The organism is Sphingomonas sp. OTU376 (genome assembly GCF_038440415.1).
GTDB classification, from domain to species: Bacteria; Pseudomonadota; Alphaproteobacteria; order Sphingomonadales; family Sphingomonadaceae; genus Sphingomonas; species Sphingomonas kyeonggiensis_A.
The window spans coordinates 37,571-55,672 of sequence record NZ_JASATQ010000028.1 but is presented as its reverse complement, the minus strand read 5'-3'; the positions used below and the strand labels follow the sequence as shown (position 1 = coordinate 55,672).

Annotated in this window: 16 protein-coding genes and 1 tRNA gene; 5 read left to right on the top strand and 12 right to left on the bottom strand. The window is 67.8% G+C overall.

What is annotated here, in order from left to right; translation table 11 throughout:
* Positions 1-52: 52 nt before the first annotated feature.
* Positions 53-1,600 carry a flavin monoamine oxidase family protein gene (locus AAHM44_RS13490; protein WP_342250284.1) on the bottom strand — a complete coding sequence of 516 codons (1,548 nt, stop codon included), beginning with the start codon at positions 1,598-1,600 and terminating at the stop codon, positions 53-55.
* A gap of 85 nt (positions 1,601-1,685) precedes the next feature.
* On the opposite strand from AAHM44_RS13490, the gene hisC reads away from it, so the two are divergent.
* Positions 1,686-2,783, top strand: a complete 1,098-nt coding sequence (gene hisC / locus AAHM44_RS13485) for a histidinol-phosphate transaminase (protein WP_342250283.1) — start codon at positions 1,686-1,688, stop codon at positions 2,781-2,783.
* Positions 2,783-3,691: a prephenate/arogenate dehydrogenase family protein gene (locus AAHM44_RS13480; RefSeq protein ID WP_269573387.1), complete on the top strand. Its 909-nt coding sequence runs from the start codon at positions 2,783-2,785 to the stop codon at positions 3,689-3,691. Before hisC ends, AAHM44_RS13480 begins: the two co-directional genes overlap by 1 nt.
* A gap of 293 nt (positions 3,692-3,984) precedes the next feature.
* Here AAHM44_RS13480 and AAHM44_RS13475 read toward each other — a convergent pair whose 3' ends face one another.
* From AAHM44_RS13475 to ftsE, 4 genes are read right to left on the bottom strand one after another with little or no spacing between them, the layout of a single operon-like run.
* A complete protein-coding gene (locus AAHM44_RS13475; RefSeq protein ID WP_342250282.1) occupies positions 3,985-4,668 on the bottom strand; it encodes a lysophospholipid acyltransferase family protein in 684 nt (227 codons plus the stop codon).
* Positions 4,668-5,198: a YdcF family protein gene (locus AAHM44_RS13470; protein ID WP_342250281.1), complete on the bottom strand. Its 531-nt coding sequence runs from the start codon at positions 5,196-5,198 to the stop codon at positions 4,668-4,670. Before AAHM44_RS13470 ends, AAHM44_RS13475 begins: the two co-directional genes overlap by 1 nt.
* Entirely contained in the window at positions 5,195-6,079 is an 885-nt protein-coding gene (locus AAHM44_RS13465; protein WP_184163131.1) for a cell division protein FtsX, read from the bottom strand. Before AAHM44_RS13465 ends, AAHM44_RS13470 begins: the two co-directional genes overlap by 4 nt.
* Entirely contained in the window at positions 6,076-6,780 is a 705-nt protein-coding gene (gene ftsE / locus AAHM44_RS13460) for a cell division ATP-binding protein FtsE (protein WP_184163127.1), read from the bottom strand. Before ftsE ends, AAHM44_RS13465 begins: the two co-directional genes overlap by 4 nt.
* 158 nt (positions 6,781-6,938) lie before the next feature.
* Between ftsE and AAHM44_RS13455 the strand changes: the two genes are divergently transcribed.
* Positions 6,939-7,688 (top strand): MJ0042-type zinc finger domain-containing protein, encoded by a 750-nt coding sequence (locus AAHM44_RS13455; protein ID WP_342250280.1) that lies wholly within the window; start codon positions 6,939-6,941, stop codon positions 7,686-7,688.
* On the opposite strand, the gene AAHM44_RS13450 is transcribed toward AAHM44_RS13455, so the two are convergent.
* Complete coding sequence (locus AAHM44_RS13450) at positions 7,669-9,021, bottom strand: MATE family efflux transporter (RefSeq protein WP_342250279.1); 1,353 nt, start codon at positions 9,019-9,021, stop codon at positions 7,669-7,671. The two genes, AAHM44_RS13455 and AAHM44_RS13450, sit on opposite strands and share 20 nt — an antisense overlap.
* A 129-nt stretch (positions 9,022-9,150) precedes the next feature.
* On the opposite strand from AAHM44_RS13450, the gene AAHM44_RS13445 reads away from it, so the two are divergent.
* A tRNA-Leu gene (locus AAHM44_RS13445) sits at positions 9,151-9,237 on the top strand.
* 206 nt (positions 9,238-9,443) lie between these two features.
* Positions 9,444-12,362: a TonB-dependent receptor gene (locus tag AAHM44_RS13440; protein ID WP_342250278.1), complete on the top strand. Its 2,919-nt coding sequence runs from the start codon at positions 9,444-9,446 to the stop codon at positions 12,360-12,362.
* Between the two features lie 32 nt (positions 12,363-12,394).
* Here the strand turns inward: AAHM44_RS13440 and AAHM44_RS13435 are convergent, their stop codons facing one another.
* The 6 genes from AAHM44_RS13435 to AAHM44_RS13410 form a co-directional block, all read right to left on the bottom strand.
* Complete coding sequence (locus AAHM44_RS13435) at positions 12,395-13,366, bottom strand: flagellar motor protein MotB (RefSeq protein WP_342250277.1); 972 nt, start codon at positions 13,364-13,366, stop codon at positions 12,395-12,397.
* Positions 13,367-14,230 (bottom strand): flagellar motor stator protein MotA, encoded by an 864-nt coding sequence (gene motA / locus AAHM44_RS13430; RefSeq protein ID WP_184163112.1) that lies wholly within the window; start codon positions 14,228-14,230, stop codon positions 13,367-13,369.
* A 164-nt stretch (positions 14,231-14,394) separates the two neighbouring features.
* Positions 14,395-15,294: a flagellin N-terminal helical domain-containing protein gene (locus tag AAHM44_RS13425; protein WP_269573393.1), complete on the bottom strand. Its 900-nt coding sequence runs from the start codon at positions 15,292-15,294 to the stop codon at positions 14,395-14,397.
* Positions 15,295-15,300: 6 nt separating this feature from the next.
* Positions 15,301-16,644 (bottom strand): flagellar hook-associated protein FlgK, encoded by a 1,344-nt coding sequence (gene flgK / locus AAHM44_RS13420; RefSeq protein WP_342250276.1) that lies wholly within the window; start codon positions 16,642-16,644, stop codon positions 15,301-15,303.
* On the bottom strand, positions 16,641-16,997 hold the full coding sequence (locus AAHM44_RS13415; RefSeq protein ID WP_184163101.1) for a rod-binding protein: 357 nt from the start codon (positions 16,995-16,997) through the stop codon (positions 16,641-16,643). The genes flgK and AAHM44_RS13415 overlap by 4 nt, the downstream gene beginning before the upstream one ends.
* Positions 16,994-18,091, bottom strand: coding sequence for a flagellar basal body P-ring protein FlgI (locus tag AAHM44_RS13410; protein ID WP_269573396.1), 1,098 nt, complete (start codon positions 18,089-18,091; stop codon positions 16,994-16,996). The genes AAHM44_RS13415 and AAHM44_RS13410 overlap by 4 nt, the downstream gene beginning before the upstream one ends.
* Between the last annotated feature and the right edge of the window lie 11 nt (positions 18,092-18,102).

Sequence of the window (18,102 nt, the reverse complement as noted above, 5' to 3'; positions counted from 1 at the left end):
CCCCCCCGGCCTTTTCCCCCGGGCCCCCCGTTTCCCCCCCGGGGAACAGGAACTACCCCGCCTTCGCCGCGATCCGCTTGCCCAGGATCGCGCCCGCCGCCATCCGCCCGGTCTGCGCCGCGCCGTTCATATAGCCGGGGAACGCATCGGAGAGATGCTCGCCGGCGAACCAGATCCGCCCGGCATGGGGCACCTGGTTGCCGCCCTCGTCCTCGACGCAGAGCAGCTTCGAGAAGCGGGTGAGCTGGCCGGGGGCATAGTTGCAATAGGCGCCGAGGGTGAGCGCCTGGGCATGCCAGTTGGTCCGGGTGAAGGGGCCGGTCGCCGCTTCGATCAGCCCGGGGATCGCCGGCGCGGCGCTGGCGGCGAAGCGCCTGGCCAGCGCGGAAGGCGCCTCGCTCTCGGCGCGCAGCACTTCGTCGCCGCCCAGGAACCAGGTCCAGACCGGCGAGATGCCATCCTTGCGGTGGACGCTGCCGTCCCAGCCGAGTGCCCAGCCGGCATCGGCATCGGTCTGCCACAGCTCGCCGCCCACGCCCATCGGCTGGCGCCACGGCGTCGCGTTGGTGCCCGACTGGACCTTCTCGTTCAGCCCCAGCTCCATCTCGCCGATGAACGCACGCCAGGCGGCGGGCAGCGGCACGCGGAAATCGATCTGGCGGGTGAGCGGGCCGGGCACCGCGACGATCAGCGTATCGGCGGCCTCTGTCGAGCCGTCCAGGAAATGGAGCCTGAGCCCCGATTCGACGCGGAGCAGGCGCTTTCCGGTGGCGATGCGATCGGCATAATGCGCGCTCATCGCCTCGACCAATGCCGAGCTGCCGCCCTCGATCACATAGCGTTCGTCGGCGCCGCCCAGCACCTCGGCGCGCGCGCCATCGACAGTGGGCAGGTTGAAGATCAGCTCGATCGCCGATGCGCGCTTCGGTTCCACGCCATATTCGGTGCGGCTGGTCGCCTCGAGCAGCTGGCGCAGCCAGGGCTGGCGAATCAGCGCGGAATGCCTGTCGAGATAGTCGTGGATCGACATCCGATCGAGATCGGGCGCGACTCGTGCCTGGTCCTTGTCGAGTCGGTCGGCATCCCTGGCGATCTGCGCCGCGATCGGGCGCAGCGCTTCGGCCAGTTCGGTGTCGGTAATCAGGCGACCATTCGCCAGGATCAGCGTGTCGTGCGGCTCGCTCTTGCGATCGAGCAGCGCCACGCCGAAGCGCTTGAGCAGCCCGTGCATGTCATAATGGTCGGTATTGACCAGCTGCCCGCCCACTTCGAACGTCCAGTCGCCCGATCTGTGCGTGTACATCCGCCCGCCGGTGCGGTTGCGCCCCTCATAGAGGAACGCATCGACGCCCGCCTCGCGCAGGTGATGCAGCGCGGTCAGGCCCGCGATGCCGCCGCCGATGATCGCCACCCGGCCGGCAGGGCGCGCCATGGCCGGGCGGGGCAGGGCAGTGGCGACGCCGCCAGCGGCCATTGCCTGCAGCACCGCGCGCCGTGTCGCGCCGCTCGCGCCCTTGATCGGCATGGCCTCGCCCGCCGCTTCCAGATTCCGTCGTCGCGCCGCTTCCAGTGCGCGCCAGACGATGCCGTTCCCCCGCATTGCCCCTCCTCGGCTCCTGCTTAACCATGAAGCCCTAGCGCCGGACCCTTGCCATCCGGTAACCATTCCGCCAAGCCGCGCGACCATGACCGCACCCGTTCCCAAGCCCTGGATCATGGAAATCGCCCCCTATGTGCCGGGGCGCTCCACCACCGATGACGGCCGCAAGGTGACCAAGCTCTCGTCCAACGAGAATCCGCTCGGCACTTCGCAAAAGGCGCGGGAGGCTTTCCTCACCGCCGCGACCAGCCTCGAGCGCTATCCCGACGCCAGCGCCGTCGAGCTGCGCGAGACGATCGCGGCCAAATATGGCCTCGATCCCGCGCGGATCATCTACGGCAACGGCTCGGACGAAGTGCTCCACCTCGCCGCCGGTGCGTTCGCCGGTCCGGGCGACGAGATCATCTACGTCCATTACGGCTTCACCGTGTACCCGATCGCGACTCGCCGCGTCGGTGCGATCCCGGTGGTGGCACCCGACAAGGATTACGCGACCGATGTCGACGCGATCCTCGCCTCGGTGACCGACAAGACCAAGGTCGTCTTCGTCGCCAATCCCAACAACCCGACCGGCACCTATGCGCCGCGCTCGGAGATCCTGCGCCTGCACGCCGGCCTGCCGAGCACCGTGCTGCTCGTGCTCGACCATGCCTATGCCGAATATATCGAAGGCGACGACGATGATGGCGGCATGGAGCTGGCCCGCAGCGCGCCGAACGTGCTGGTGACGCGCACCTTCTCCAAGATGTACGGCCTTGCCGCCGAGCGGATCGGCTGGGGCTATGCCTCGGCGCCGATCATCGAGGCGATGCACCGCATCCGCCTGCCCTTCTCGATCACCATCGCGGGCACCGCGGCGGCGGTCGCGGCGCTGGGCGATACCGATTTCGTCGATCACACCAAGGCGCATAATGCGCAGTGGCGCCGCTGGTTCTCCGCCGAGATCGCCAAGCTGGGCAACAAGGGCCTGCGCGCCGTGCCGAGCCAGGCGAATTTCGTGCTGGTGCTGTTCGAAGGCCAGCTCACCGCCGAGGCGGCGTACAAGGGCCTGATGGAAGACGGCTATATCGTCCGCTGGCTGCCCGGCCAGGGCCTGCCGCATGGCCTGCGCATCACCATCGGCACCGAGGATGAGACGCGCGGCGTGATGGCCTCGCTCCGCAAGATGGCTGGCGAGGACTGATGCTGCCCTTCGCGCGCATCACCATCATCGGGCTGGGCCTGATCGGCTCGTCGATCGCGCGCGGCATCCGCCAGCACATGCCAAGCGTGCGCGTGACCGGCTATGATGCCGATCCGGCGGTGCGCGAGACGGCGGTGCGCATCGACCTGTGCGACGATATCGCGGACACCGCCGGCACCTCGGTGATCGACGCGGACCTCGTCATCCTCTGCGTCCCGGTCGGCGCGATGGGCGCGGCGGCGGCGGAGATCGCGGTGGACCTGCCCGCGGACGCGATCGTCAGCGATGTCGGCTCGTGCAAGGAAAGCGTGGTCGAGGCGGTGCATGCCGCATTGCCCGGCGCAGTGTTCGTGCCGGCGCACCCGGTGGCGGGCACCGAGAATAGCGGGCCCGAAGCCGGCTTCGCCTCGCTGTTCCAGGGCCGCTGGTGCATCATCACGCCGGTCGAGGGCACCGCGCCCTTCGCCGTCGAGCGCGTGCTGGAGTTCTGGCGCCGCCTGGGGGCCCAGGTCGAGACGATGGCGCCCGATCATCACGACCGCGTTCTCGCCGTCACCAGCCACCTGCCCCACCTGATCGCCTATACGATCGTCGGCACCGCATCGGACATGGAGGAAGTCACCCAGTCCGAGGTGATCAAATATTCGGCCGGCGGCTTTCGCGACTTCACTCGCATCGCCGCCTCGGACCCGACCATGTGGCGCGACGTGTTCCTGGCCAACAAGGAAGCGGTGCTCGACATGCTCCAGCGCTTCTCCGAGGACCTGACCGCGCTCCAGCGCGCGATCCGCTGGGGCAAGGGCGACGAGCTGTTCGAGTTGTTCAGCCGCACCCGCACGATCCGCCGCTCGATCATCGAGCAGGGCCAGGACGATGCCGCCCCGGACTTCGGCCGCGCGCACAAATAGCGCGTCGCCCTCCCGCGATATCTGCACCCCGGCTTTCGCCGGGGAACAGTTCACGACTGAGACCTCCAACGGGCTTGCAATGTAGGATTTCGCCTGCTTGCCTCGGGCGGTCGGCTTTGCGGCCGGTCGCGCCTTGAATCCGTTGGGAAAATAGGATCACGCCCGAGCAAGATCGTTGCGGGATGCGGCGCGTTGCCGGAGAAGATGGGGAAAATAGCGCCGACAAAAACCCGTTCTTGGCCTGTACTTCGTGTACTTTGGCGAGTCGCCGCGCAGGCCCTGCTGGAGCGCGCTCAGCCGTTCAGCGCATTGATCCCGGCATGGACCTTCGCCTCGGCCTCCGCGCGGGGCAGGCCCGGCGCGATCGGGTCGAGGAAGCGGAAGGTGATGACGCCCGGCTTCTTGATGCCGTGCTTGGGCCAGACATGGCCGCTCTTCACCGCGATCGGCACCACCGGCAGCTCGAGCATCCGGTAGAGCCCGGCAAAGCCCGATCGCAGCTCGGGCGCCTCGCCCGGCTTCACGCGCGTGCCTTCGGGGAAGATGAGCACCGAGCGGCCCTGCGCCAGCGCGGCCTTGGCGTCCTTCATCATCGAACGCAGCGCCGCGGCATTGGCGGTGCGGTTGACGATGATCACGCCGTAGCGCCGCGCCGCCCAGCCCCAGAGCGGGATCTGGGCCAGCTCGCGCTTCATCACCGTGGCAGGGGAGCCGAGCAGCCGGCTCAGCTCCAGCGCCTCGAACAGCGATTCATGCTTGCCGGCGAACAGCACCGGGCCTTTCGGGATCTCGCCCTCGATCTTCACCCTTATGCCCAGGATCCAGCGGGCGGACCAGGTCATCAGCGCCACCCAGGCCATCGCATAGGTGCGCAGCGCATCGCCGCCGAGCAGCGCGACCAGCGGCACCAGCAGCACCAGGAGGATCGACAGGCCGTAGAAGAAGATCGAGAAGATCAGCGTGCGCAGCAGGTTCATCAATTGGCGCCCATCAGCAGCGCGATCCGCCGCACCAGATATTTGTGATATTCGCGGAACAGCATGGCGAAGCCGGGCTGGCTGCGCACCGGATCGCCGACCAGCTCGACGCCCTTCAGCGCATGCGAAAGCTCGAGCCGCGCCCGCGGCATGTGCCAGTCGGAAGTGACGAGGCGCACGGTCTTGTAGCCATGCTCCTTCACCCATTCCGCCGTCTCTTCGGCGTTCGAGCGGGTATCGACCGCCTGCCAGCCCAGGTCGACGCAGCAGCGCATCAGCTTGCGATCGATCTTGTACTCCGCCGCGAACTCGCCCGGACGCACATCGGGGTCGACCCCGCTGACCAGCAGCCGTTCCGCATCGCCGGCGCGCAGCACGGCAAGCGCGCGGTCGATCCGCTTCGGCCCGCCGGTCAGCACCACGATCGCATCGGTCTTGCGGCCCTCGAGCGGATGGCCGAGCGAGAGCATGAACGCGGCGAAGCCGAGCAGCCAGGCGATCACGACCAGGGCAATCAGCCGCAGGATCACAGCGTGCGGCCCAGCGCGCGCAGCACGGTCTTGCGTGCGGCGAAGGTGGCGAGCAGCGCGAAGCCGAGCGGCAGCAGCAGGAGCAGGAACCAGTCGCGCTGCTGCAACGCCACACCGCTCAGCATCTCCGAGCCGACCAGCGCCATGCGCGACTGGAGGAACCAGACGAGCCCCAGCGCCGCCAGCGTGCCGATCAGGCCGCCAAGCAGCGTGTCGAACGCGATCCGCCGCTGGAACAGGCGGGCGATCTGGACATCGGTGGAGCCGAGCATGTGGAGCACATCGATGGTGTCACGGTGCGTGTCCAGCCCCGAACGCGCGGCAAGCAGCACCACCGCGGCGGTGGCGGTGGCGATCAGCAGCATCAGCCCGACGGCGAGCCAGCTCATCGTGGTCATGAAGCTGCGCACGGGCGAGAGCCACTGGGCGTGCCGGTCGATCCGGGCGTTCGGCGCGATCGCCCTGGCGGTCTGCTCGACGGCGGCGCTGTTGCCGCCGCGCGTCTCCACATCGATCATCGCCGGCATCGGCAGGTCGGGATCGAGCCCGGTATCGCCCAGCCAGGGCTTGAGCAGTTCGGCCAGCCGCTGCCGATCGACTTCGGCGACACGGGTTACGCCGGCCACGCGGGGCAGGGCGGCGCGCAGTGCCTTCACTTCGCTGTCACGGGTGGCGGCATTGGGCTCGACGACCTGGATCGTCATCCGGCCGGCCAGCTGGCGATCGAGCTGCGCCGTCGCGGCGAACATGCCCAGCCCCAACGCGCCGGCCAGCACGGTGAGGAACAGCATGATCGCCATGATCCAGGTCATGGCGCGCGTCCGCCGGCTCTCGTCGAGCAGGCGGCGGTCGGGCGCATTGGGATTGAGGCTCAGCTTCATGCGCGCCCCGGCGGCGGGTTGCGCAGCGCGCCGGTGGGGTCGTTCAGCCGGCCTTTTTCCAGCCGCATCATATGCGCGTTGGGGATGCGGTTGAGCAGGTGGAAGTCGTGCGTCGCCACCACCACGGTGGTGCCGAGGCGGTTGAGGCTGTCGAACAGGTGCAGCAGCCGCTCGGCCATGTCGGGGTCGACATTGCCGGTCGGCTCGTCGGCGACGAGCAGCTCGGGGCGGCCGATCACGGCGCGGGCAATGGCGATGCGCTGCTGCTCGCCGCCCGAAAGTGTCGGCGGCTTGGCACGGCCGCGGTCGGTGAGGCCGACCCAGGCGAGCATCTCGCGTACCGGCGCCTCGATATCGCTCTCGGACACGCCGGCGACGCGCAGGGGGAGCGCGATATTGTCATAGGCCGAGAGGTGCGGGACCAGCCGGAAGTCCTGGAACACCACGCCGATCCGCCGGCGGAAGCCGGGAAGCCGGGTGCGGGGCAGCGCGCCGGCATCCTCGCCGAACAGCCGCACCGTGCCGCGGCTCGGCCGCTGGGCGAGGTAGAGCAATTTGAGCAGCGAGGTCTTGCCCGCACCGGACGGGCCGGTGAGGAAATAGAAACTGCCGGTGTTCAGCGAAAAGCTGACATCCGAGAGAGTCTCGTCGCCCGAACCATAGCGCAGGCCGACATTCTCGAATTGAACGATGCTGGCCATCAGGCTCCCGGCGCTTCCCTTGCACCTGCCATCGCACAGAGACCCGCCCCGCTCAAGAAGCTGGGGATACTCGGGACGGGGACTCTTGTGGCCGCGAATCGATGGGTCTAGAATCATGACAATCGGGCGACAGGCCCCCGTGTCGTGAGCCGCGCGCAATGATCCTCGAATGCAGCCAGTGCCGAACCCGCTATCTGGTGCCCGACAGCGCCATTGGCGCCGACGGCCGCACCGTGCGCTGCGCGAGCTGCAAGCATAGCTGGTTCCAGGCCCCGGTCGCGCTCGACCTGACCACCCGTGCCACGGCGTCGGACGGTCCGGTCACCCAGGCGCCCAAGCGCGAGGCCGAGGTACCGAAGCGGGAAGCGCCCGCCGCGCCGCGCGTGTTCGACGATGCCTCGATCATGGCCGCTGCCGGCGCCACGCCCGATTATGATCCCTTCGCGCCGCAGCCGCCGTTCAAGCCCCGCCGGAATCCGGCCCGGCGCTGGACTGCCGCGGCGTTCGTCGCGGGCTTCTCGATGCTGCTCGGCACCGGTGCGATCCTCTATTCGGGCGCGCCCGGCCTTGCCGCCCAGCTCGGGATCGGTCTTGGCCTGGGCGGCGAAGTCGAGACGCCGCTGGTGTTCACCGAGAAGAATGTCGAGCTGCGCACCCAGACCAACGGGAGCGAGCTGTTCATCATCTCGGGCAAGGTGGCCAATCCCACGGCCGACAAGCAGCATGTGCCCGATATCCGCATCGAGCTGAAGGACGAGCAGAACCGGCTGGTCTATAGCTGGAGGGTCACCCCGCAGGTGCGCGAGCTTGGCCCCAAGCAGGTGATCGATTTCAACTCGGCCCAGGTCGATCCGCCGCGCAGCGCGCGCTCGGCCCGGCTGACCTTCGCTACCGAAATCGGCGGCTGACCCACCAGAGCCGGGTGCCGTGCAAGGTCGCGGCGACCACCATGCCCATGCCCGATGCCAGCGCCAATCCGGTCGCGCCCAGATCCAGCGTGCGGACGAGCAGCAGGCCTGCGCCGCCCGTGACGAGGAAGAAGGCGATCACCGAGTTGATCCCGGCCACCACCTGGTCGCCGAGCGAGCGCAGCGCATAGACGAATACCACTTGCACCCCGTCGAACAGGATGAAGGGGGCCCAGACCGGCAGCATCATTAGTGCGAGCGTCCGCACCTCGGCCACCGCCGGGAACAGCGCGACAAAGGGGTGGGGCGCCAGTACCAGCAGCACGGCGAGCAGCCCCGTCGCCAGCGCGGCCAGCGCAGCGGCGATCGCCGCACGCCGAGCCGCGGCCTGGGGGGCGCCTTCGCCCACCGCATTGCCTACGCGTACCCCCGCCGCCGATCCCAGCCCCAGCGCGACCGAGAAAGTGACGTTGTGGATCGAGAAGACGATCTGGAAGGCGTGGGTGGTCACGTCGCCCAGTTCGGTCGAAAGCGCGATCAGGATCGAGAAGCCTACCAGCTCGAGGCCCGAGGCGATGGCGGGCACCAGCCCGAACTTGGCGAGGCCAAGCGCGCCGGTCAGCGAATCGCGGCTGAACAGATGCGCCAGGTCCTGTACGCCGCGCTGGCGGGCGCGGGGCAGCGTCCAGGCCGCGCCGACCATTCCGGCCGCGCCGAGGGCAGAGGCAATCGCAGTAGCCAGCGCCGCACCGGTCGCGCCCATCGCGGGCAGGCCGAGATGCCCGGCAGACAATGCCCAGGCGAGCAGCGCGTTGATCGGCAGGATCGCCAGGTTGACCACCGTGACGCGTTGCGGACGGCTCACGCCTTCGAGGAAGAAGCTCGCGGCGATGATCAGCAGCTGGAAGGGATAGGCGAGCGCCATCACCCGCACGACATCGGCGGCAAGCGGCGCGACTTCCCTCGCCACACCGATGCCGAGCAGCATCGGCTCGGCAAAGGCGAAGAGCAGCAAGGCGCTGAGCAGGCCAAGGACGATCGCGAGCAGCAGCCCCTGGTGCAGCGCGCGGCCGGTGCCGGGCAGGTCCCTGGCGCCGTCGGCGCGCGAGACATGGACGAGCACGCCGGTCAGCGCCCCGAGCCCCATCACGATGCCCGGGAAGGTCAGCGCGCGGCTCGCGCCCAGCGCCGCGACCTGCTCGGTGCCGGTGAAGCCGACCACGACGACATCGGTGACGTGGAGGATCGTCCAGTTGAGGCTGGTCAGCGCCACCGGCCATGCCAGCGACAGGATTCGGCGCATCTCGGCGGAAAGATCGGGGGAGAGGCGCATGGGAGGGCGCGCTTAGCGGATTTCGCTTCGTTTGGAAAAGCGTGGCGGAACCGCTTGCAATGTCCGAAACGCATTGCTAGGGGCCGCTGCCTTACCAGCCGTTGGTATCCCAACCAGCGGATTTCACGTGCGGTCGTGGCGGAACTGGTAGACGCGCAACGTTGAGGTCGTTGTGGCCGAAAGGCCGTGGAAGTTCGAGTCTTCTCGACCGCACCAGTGAAAAATGCAGGCACCCGGCGACATCGCCGCGGTGCCGCAATTTTTTCGAGAACCGGGCAAACTTCTGCGACAAGTCGCGCTTAGCCACGCCTTGTTCATGCGAGCGGTGTCACTGCACTGCCGGGGTTTTCGAAAAGGGTGGGGAATTCATGCGTTCTACGTTGATGCTTGGGTCTGCTATTGCGGGGTTGCTTGTCGGCGCCATGCCGGGAGCCGCACTGGCCCAGGCGCAGCAGCAGCCCACACCCACGCCCGCGCAGGACCGTCCGCAGCAGCCGGCCCGGCCGGCGGCGTCGCAGGACAGCGGCAGCGACGAGATGGGGGATGAAGGCGCGATCGTCGTCAACGGCGTGCTTCCGGGTGCGGTGAAGACCGATGTGAAGCCGGAGGTGCAGCTCAACCCCGCCGATATCCGTGCCTATGGCGCCTCGAACGTGTCGGAGCTGATCACGGCGCTCCAGGCGCAGCTCGGCAGCGGTTCGGGCCGCGGCGACGAGCAGCCGGTGATCCTGATCAGCGGTCGCCGCTCGAGCATGAATGAAGTCCGCGACCTGCCGACCGAGGCGATCGAGCGGATCGACATCCTGCCCGAGGAAGTCGCGCTGCAATATGGCTATGCGGCCACGCAGAAGGTGATCAACTTCGTGCTGCGCCGGCGCTTTCAGGCGCTCACCACCGTGCTGGAAGGGCAGATGCCCACCGCCGGCGGCAACTTCACCGGCAGCGGCAACGTCAACATCCTCAAGCTCAACCGCGACGGGCGGGTGACGCTGGATGTGAAGTACAACCAGAATTCCGCGCTCCTCGAGAGCGAGCGCGGGGTAACCCGCGCGGGCAATTCGCTGTTCGACACCACCGGCAACATCACCGGCATCGGCGGTGCGCAGATCGATCCGGCGCTGAGCGCGCTGGTCGGGTCGTCCGTCACCGTCGCCGGCGTGCCGGCGAACGCAGCCAATGGCCTGCTGCCGCTTTCGGCCTATGCGGCCAATGCCAACGATCCCAACGTCACCGATCTCACGCCCTATCGCACCCTGATCGGCCCGGCGAAGACGCTGAACGTCAGCGGCATCTACAATCGTGCGCTTTCGCCCAAGGTGAGCGCGACCGCGACGATCAATCTCGACGTTACCGAGAATGAATCCTGGCTCGGCCTGCCCAGCGCGACGCTGACCCTGCCGGCGGGCAATCGCTGGTCGCCATTCAGCCAGAACGTCCAGCTGCTGCGCTATTACGACAATCTCAACCCGCTCACCCGCTCGGGCGGCAGCCAGGCGCTGCGCGGCGAAGTGACGATCAACGGCGATTCGGCACCCTGGATCAAGAGCTGGCGCTGGTCACTCAACGCCAATTACCAGCAGACGGGCAGCGATTCGACCACGACCCGCGGCATCGATCCCTCGCAGATGCAGGCGCTGCTCAACGCCAATGACGCGAGCTTCAACCCGTTCGGCGAACTGCCCTACAGCGCGCTCGTCATCCGGCCGAACGACTGGACCGAATCGACCACGAAGGTCGGCAATGTCGAGTTCCTCACCAACGGCGCGCTGTTCAAGCTGCCGGCGGGCGACGTCACCACCAGCATCCGCGTGGCCGGGCGCACCAACGATCTTTCGGGCCGCTCCTTCCGCTCGGGGGTGTTCAGCAACAGCGACATCTCGCGCGACACCGGCAGCATCCGCGGCAACATCAGCGTGCCGATCGCCAGCCGCCGCCGCGCGGTGCTCGATGCGATCGGCGACTTCTCGATCAACGCCAATATCGAAGTCGAGCAGCTCTCGGACTTCGGCCGGCTGACCACCACCGGCTATGGCTTCAACTGGTCGCCGATCACCCAGGTCCAGGCGATCGTCAGCGTCATCGACGACAGCAACGCGCCGACGCCGGGCCAGCTCGGCAATCCGGTGATCACCACGCCCAATGTGACCGTCTATGACTTCGTGCGCGGCGAAAGCGTCAACATCAGCCAGATCACCGGCGGCAACGCGCTGCTGAGCGCCGACAGCCGGCACGTGTTCCGCGCCGGGCTCAACATCCGGCCGCTCACCGAGACCAATCTCGGCATCGTGGTGAACTACACCAATTCGCGCTTCCGCAACGCGATCCAGAGCTTCCCCGGCGCTTCGGCCGAAGTCGAGGCGGCGTTCCCCGATCGCTTTGTCCGCGACGGCGCCGGCCGGCTGCTCAGCATCGATTCGCGCCCGGTGAACTATGACCGGACCGAGCATTCGGAACTGCGCTGGGGCTTCAACCTGTTCCTGCCGATCGCCTCGCCGCAGCAGAAGCGGATGCAGGCGCGGCGCGAGGCCTTCCAGAAGGCCCGCGAGGAATCGCGCCGCACCGGCCAGCCCATGCCGGCCGAGATGACCGCGATGTTCGAGCAGTTCCGCCGCTTCGGCCAGCAATCGAGCCTGTTCGGCGGCACGATGAGCCAGCAGTTCCGCGGCCCGCGCCCTGAAGGGCAGCAGGGCCAGAACCAGCCGCAGCCCCAGGGGCAGGAGCAGGGCCAGGGCCGGGTTCAGACCGATGCGCCGGGCCAGGGGCCGGGTGCCGGTGGCGGCGGTCAGGGCGGCGGTCCGCGCTTTGGTGGCGGTCCGGGCGGCGGCCGTGGCGGCTTTGGCGGCGGGGGTGGCGGCAACCGCCTGATCTTCAGCGCCTATCACACCTGGGTGCTCAAGGATGAGATCCAGATCCGTCCAGGCCTGCCCGTGATCGACCGGCTGAGCGGTGACAGCGCCCAATCGATTGCCGCGCACCGCATCGACATCACCGCGGGCGTGAAGCGCGACGCGATGCTCGTCCAGCTCAACGGCAACTGGACCAGCGGCACGCATACCAGCACCGGCAGCGCGGCGATCCCGGGCAGCATCAGCGAGCTCAACTTCGGCAGCCTCGCCAAGCTGAACCTGCTCGCCGAGTACAACCCGGGCCAGGACATCGATTTCCTGCTCAAGCATCCCTGGTTCCGGGGCTCGCGGATCCAGCTGCGCGTCGATAACATCTTCAATGCCCGCCAGCGGGTGACCGACCAGAATGGCCTGACGCCGGCGGCCTATGCGCCGAACCTGCGCGATCCTCTCGGCCGCACGGTCAAGCTGACCTTCCGCAAGCAGTTCTTCTGAGGAAACGCGCCGGCGCGTTTCGGCGCGCTGGTTTAATGCTCCAGCGGCGCGCCGGCTTCGCGGCTGGCGCGCAGGCCGGGACGGAAGCGGCCCTGCTGATCCTGGTCCATGATCCGGCGATAGAGCAGGGTGATCGAGACGCGGCGGTTGCGCGGGTCGGCGGGATTCTCGACGATCAGCGGCTCACGGTCGGCCACGCCCTCGATCCGCTCGAAGCGCGTTTCGGTAACGCTGCCTGACAGCAGGCGCCGGCGCGTGGCTTCGGCGCGGCCGCTGGAGAGCATCCAGTTGTTCATCGCCAGCGGATCGCCATAGCCGAGACTGTCGGTATGGCCGCGGATCATGATCGGGTTTTCCATGCCCTTGATCGATTCGGCGATCGTGCTGATCAGCGCGCTCGCCTCCGGCACCAGCGCAGTCGTGCCCAGGTTGAACATCGAATAGTTCGCATCGTCGAGCAGGTCGATCCGCATGCCGTCGCGCGTCGGCACGAAGCGGACATGGTTGGCGAGCTTCGAAAGCGCCGGAGTCATCCGCATGCGCTGGCGGATGCGCTTGGCGGTTTCCTCGAAATTCTTCTGGTCCTGCTGAGTCAGCGCGCGCTGGTCCTTGAGCGTACCCTTGCTGCCGGTGCCGACATCCTTGCCGCCGGCGCCGCCCACCGGCACGGTCAGCGACTTGGTGCCGGTCTGCGATGCCTTGCCGGGATAATTGTCGCGCTGGTTGATCGCCTCGCCGCCGAACAGGCCGTTCGAGCCGGCGCTGTTCTGCTTGAGCTCGACAAGGGTCGGCGCGAAATAGTCGGCAAGCGCCTTGCGCTGCTTCTCGGTGGTGGCGCCGAGGATCCACAGCAGCAGGAAGAACGCCATCATCGCGGTCACGAAGTCGGCATAGGCCACCTTCCAGGCACCGCCGTGATGGCCGCCATGCCCCTCGACGATGATCTTCTTGACGATGATCTTCGGCTGGAGCTGGTTTCCATGGGGTGCGCGCTGCGCGGCCACTTACCGGCCCCTCAGCCCGTCGAACACTTCGCCGAAGCCCGGCTGGTTGGCGTGCGCGATGCTGGAACGCGCCGCTTCGATCACCAGCGGCTGCGGATGGCCGTGGAGCGAAGCGATGATGATCTGCTTCACGACGTGATAGATCGCCGCATCGGCATCGATCACCTGCTGCAGGCGGCCGGCCAGCGGCGCGACGATGCCGTACGCCAGCAGCACGCCCATGAAGGTGCCGACCAGCGCCGAACCGATCATCGCGCCGAGGATGCTCGGCGGCTTGTCGATCGAGCCCATCGTCTTCACCACGCCGAGCACGGCGGCGACGATGCCGAGTGCCGGCAGTGCGTCGCCGAGCGACTGGAGCGTGGTCTGCGGGCCCTGCACTTCGTGATGATGGGTCTTGATCGAGTTATCCATCACTTCCTCGACCGCATGCACGTCGAGCGTGCCGGACGAGACGACGACGAGGCGCAGCGTGTCCGTGATCAGGTTGATCAGCGTGTGATCGGCGAGCAGGCGCGGATATTCGGCGAAGATCGCACTGGACTTGGGATCCTCGACATGTGGCTCGAGCGCGATCGGGCCTTCGGTCCGCAGCATCTTCATCAGCTTCGAGACCAGGAAGATCGTGTCGAGATAGTCCTGCTTCTTGTATTTCGGGCCCTTGAGCACCTTGGCCAGGCCGCCGCCGAGCGCCTTCAGCTCCTTGGTGGAGTTGCCGATGACGAGCGCGCCGGCGGCGGCGCCGCCGATGATCAGCATCTCGTGCGGGATGGCTTCGAGCACGGGGCCGAGCGCGCCGCCGGTGATCGCGAAACCACCGAAGACCATTGCCAGCAGGATGACGAGGCCGATTGCCGGAAACATGTGCGCGAAACCCCCGATTTGTCGTCTCGGTTAACGACCGTTTCGCCGTGATATTCAGCGGAAAAACATGGTTAATTCGTTACCGGCGCCAATTATTTCGCGCTTTCGCTTTGGATTTGCGCGCGGGCCGTCTAGCGGCCGGAAAATCGCGTCTTCCCGGTAGTTTACTTGAGGTAGTCGAACAGCGAGACGCTGGTCAGCTTGGTAAAGCTAGCCTGGGTCGCCTGCAGCACGGTCAGCGTCTTCTGCAGATTGGCGACCGCGGTCGGGATATCGGTGTCCTCGATTCCCGATCGGGTGCTCTCGCGCGTCTCGGCGACGGCGGTCAGCCGGTCAGCCTCGAGATCGAGCCGCGCCGCCCGTGCGCCCACCGAAGCGCGCGCCAGCGTCACCTGGTCGAGCGAAGCGTTGATGCCGGCCAGCGCGGTGTCGCCGGCGGCATGGACATTGGTGCCTGATTTGAGCGCATCGGCCAGGTCGCCGATCGTCTTGAACATATCGACATCGCCGGTGGTGAACACACGCGCGCCGCTGATCGTCGGCTGGATGCTCTCGCCATCGGCCACCGGGATGCCCGAAGGATCGCCGGTGCCGGCGAAGCTGATCGAGCCGTCGGCGTTCTTCACATAGGCGGTATCGCCGGCCGCGCCGCCGAACAGCGGCTGGCCGCGGATGTCGTCCTTGGTGTTGGCCAGGCCGTAGAGCGTGTCGCGGATCGCGCTCAGCTCTTCGCCGATCGCGGCACGGTCCGAATCCGACAGCGTGTCGTTGGCGGCGCGGGTGGCAAGCTCGAGCGCGCGCTGGAGCTGCGTCTCGACGCTGTCGAGCGTCTGGTCGGTCTGGGCGATCACGCCCTGTGCGACGTTGATGTTGGCCTTGTAGGTCGAATCGCCCGTGGTGGCGCGCTGGATCTGCTGCAGCTTCACATAGGCGGCCGCGTCCGAGACCGCTGTCACGCCCAGCTTGGTCGTGGCGATCTGGGTCTGGGTCTTGTCGGCCTCGGCGGTGAGCTGGGTCATCAGCGACACCGGGCGGCTGTACATCTGCGAAGTGGAGATGCGCATGATCGTTTACCTGATATCGAGGATCGACTGGAGCGTTTCGCGCGCGACCTGGATCACGCGGGTAGACGCCTGATAGGCCTGCTGGAAGCGCATCAGATCGACGGCCTCCTCGTCGATGTTCACCCCGCTGATCGAATCGCGCGCCGAAACGGCGGCGTCCCGGATCGACGACTGGGCATCGGCGACGCTGTTGCGGCCCGCGAGCGCCGCGCCGTTGGCGGCGGTGAGATCGGTGACGCCCTGCTCGAAATTGCGGCTGGTGCGCAGCGCTTCGAGCCCGGCGAGATTGCTGTTGTCGCGGGTGCCGCCACCGGCCGCAGCGGCCGCGATACCGCGCGGATCGCTCATCACCGCGGTCAGCTGATAGGCGGGATCGCCGACCGCGAAGATCGGCTGGCCGGCATTGCCCTGCAGGTCGCTGCCCGCCGCCTGGACGGCGTTGACGCCCTCGGCGAAATCCTGCGCCATCTGGCTGATCTGGTCGCGCGCCGTCGCGATGCGGCTGCCGCTCTCGGCAATGCCGGCCATCGCGCCGCCGTTCGGGGACATGATCTGCACTTCGCCGGTCGGCTGGCGTACCGAAAAGGCAAAGGCGCCTTCGTCGTTGCTGGTCTGCGAAACGATCGCTGCCTGCGCGCCGTCGACGAGCGCCGGGCCCGAGCTGCCACCGGCGCGCACCGAAGCGCGGCCATAGGCATCGAAGCTGACGTTCACATCGGTGAGCGCGCTCATCTGCTCGAGCATCTGGTCGCGCTGGTCGAGCAGCGCGGCCTGGCCGGCAGTGCCGTCGGTCGCGCGGGCAAGCCCGGCATTCACCTTGGCGAGGCTCGCGGAAAGATTGTTGAGCTGGGTCACCGCCGTGTCGGCCGAGGCCTTGAGGTCGGTCATCGCGCCGTCGAGCGCCTTGCCGGTCGCGCCGAAGGCGGCGGCGACGCTGGCCGCGTTCTCGAGCAGGGTCGCGCGCGCCGGCAGCGCGGTCGGATCCGCGGCCACAGCCTTTGCCGAAGTGAAGAAGGCAGTCAGCTGGCCGCCGAGATTGTTCTGCGTCAGGCCCGTATCGATGCGGCCCAGCCAGGTCGCGCCGGCGAGCGTACGGGCAAGGTCGGAACTGGCGCTGCGCACTTCGGTCGCCTTGAAGGCATCCGCCGCGCGAATAACGCCGCCGACATTGGCGCCCAGGCCCGAATTGATCGCGCTGGTGTTGCCGCCGGTGGCGACGACTTCGCGCACCGTGGCGACGCGGCGCGAATAGCCGGTGGTCGCCGCATTGGCGATATTGTCCGACGTGGTGGCGAGTGCCGACTGGTAGGCGCGTGCGCCGCTGGCGCCGATCGAAAGCAGGTCGGTCATTTGACGGTGCCTCCTTCTGTCGCGGTGGGCGCGGCGCCGGGTTCGGCTGCCGTCTCGGTCTTCATGCTCTTGGCAAGGAAGGCGGTCATCGCCTTGCCGATGCCGATCGGAGCGTGCACGGCCATGCTCTGGGCGAGCTGCTGGTCCTGCATGTCGCGGAACTGGTCCTCGCCCTTGCTGTCGAACAGCCCGTCGCCGAGCTTGGCCTGGCGCATCGACTTCAGCATCATGCCCGTGAAGACGGCCTCGAAGCGCTGGCCGGCGGCTTCGAGATTCTCCTTGTTCGCCAGGCGCGACGTGTCGGTCGACACGCCGCCCGACGGGCTGCCGATGGGGCCAAGCACGTTGCTCACAGGATGATCAGCTCCGCCTTGAGCGCGCCGGCTTCCTTGAGTGCCTCGAGGATGGCGACCAGGTCCGCCGGCGACGCGCCGATCGCGTTCACCGCCTTGACGACGTCCGAGAGCTTGGGGCCCGGGTCCATCAGGAACATGGGGTGCTTCTCCTCTTCGACGCCGACCGTGCTGTGCTGCTCGGTGCGCGTCTCGCCCTTGCTGAACGGCGCGGGCTGGCTGGTGCGCTGGTTCTCATCAATACGAACGGTCAGTTTACCATGTGTTACCGCAGCGGGGCTGACCCGGACGGCGGAGTTGATCACGACGGTGCCGGTGCGCGCGTTGACGATCACCCGGGCAGCGGCCTCGGCCGCCTCGACCTTGAGGTTCTCGACTTCGCTCATCAGCTCGGCGCGCACGTCGCGGCCCTCGGGGGCCTGGATGGCGATCGACACGCCGTCGATCGCGCGGGCGCGGCCGGGGCCGAAGCGAAGGTTGATCGCGTCCTGCACCCGCTGCGCCGTGGTGAAGTCGGCACGGGCGAGGTTGAAGGTGATGAAGGGCGACTTGTCGAAGCCGGTATCGACGCTGCGCTCGACGGTGGCACCTTCCGGGATGCGGCCGGAGCTCGGCGTGTTGACCACGATCTTCGAGCCGTCGGCACCCTCGGCGCCGAGCCCGCCCACGGCAAGGTTGCCCTGCGCCATCGCATAGATCTGGCCGTCGGCGCCCTGGAGCGGCGTGAGGATCAGCGTACCGCCGCGCAGCGACTTGGCCTTGCCCATCGACGAGACGGTGATGTCGAGCTTCTGGCCCGGCTTGGCGAAGGCGGGCAGCTCGGCGGTTATCATCACTACCGCCGCGTTCTTCAGGCCCGGCGCCACGCCCTGGGGCAGCTGCAGGCCGAAGCGCGAGGTGACGCCCTTCATCGACTGGACGGTATATTCCAGATTGTCGTCGCCCGTGCCGGGAAGGCCCACGACCACGCCATAGCCGGTCAGCTGGTTGGTACGGATGCCCTGGAACCCACCCAGGTCCTTCACGCGCTGGGCGTGTGCCGGGGCAGTTGCGAGAAGGGCGAGGGCGGCGAGCGCGAGGAAGCGGCGGATCATCGGTCTGCTCC

Coding starts and splice junctions, on each gene's coding strand:
- AAHM44_RS13490 (WP_342250284.1), bottom strand. CDS start 1,600: ATGCGGGGGAACGGCATCGTCTGGCGCGCACTGGAAGCGGCGCGACGA.
- hisC (WP_342250283.1), top strand. CDS start 1,686: ATGACCGCACCCGTTCCCAAGCCCTGGATCATGGAAATCGCCCCCTAT.
- AAHM44_RS13480 (WP_269573387.1), top strand. CDS start 2,783: ATGCTGCCCTTCGCGCGCATCACCATCATCGGGCTGGGCCTGATCGGC.
- AAHM44_RS13475 (WP_342250282.1), bottom strand. CDS start 4,668: ATGAACCTGCTGCGCACGCTGATCTTCTCGATCTTCTTCTACGGCCTG.
- AAHM44_RS13465 (WP_184163131.1), bottom strand. CDS start 6,079: ATGAAGCTGAGCCTCAATCCCAATGCGCCCGACCGCCGCCTGCTCGAC.
- ftsE (WP_184163127.1), bottom strand. CDS start 6,780: ATGGCCAGCATCGTTCAATTCGAGAATGTCGGCCTGCGCTATGGTTCG.
- AAHM44_RS13455 (WP_342250280.1), top strand. CDS start 6,939: ATGATCCTCGAATGCAGCCAGTGCCGAACCCGCTATCTGGTGCCCGAC.
- AAHM44_RS13450 (WP_342250279.1), bottom strand. CDS start 9,021: ATGCGCCTCTCCCCCGATCTTTCCGCCGAGATGCGCCGAATCCTGTCG.
- AAHM44_RS13440 (WP_342250278.1), top strand. CDS start 9,444: ATGCCGGGAGCCGCACTGGCCCAGGCGCAGCAGCAGCCCACACCCACG.
- motA (WP_184163112.1), bottom strand. CDS start 14,230: ATGTTTCCGGCAATCGGCCTCGTCATCCTGCTGGCAATGGTCTTCGGT.
- AAHM44_RS13425 (WP_269573393.1), bottom strand. CDS start 15,294: ATGCGCATCTCCACTTCGCAGATGTACAGCCGCCCGGTGTCGCTGATG.
- flgK (WP_342250276.1), bottom strand. CDS start 16,644: ATGACCGACCTGCTTTCGATCGGCGCCAGCGGCGCACGCGCCTACCAG.
- AAHM44_RS13410 (WP_269573396.1), bottom strand. CDS start 18,091: ATGATCCGCCGCTTCCTCGCGCTCGCCGCCCTCGCCCTTCTCGCAACT.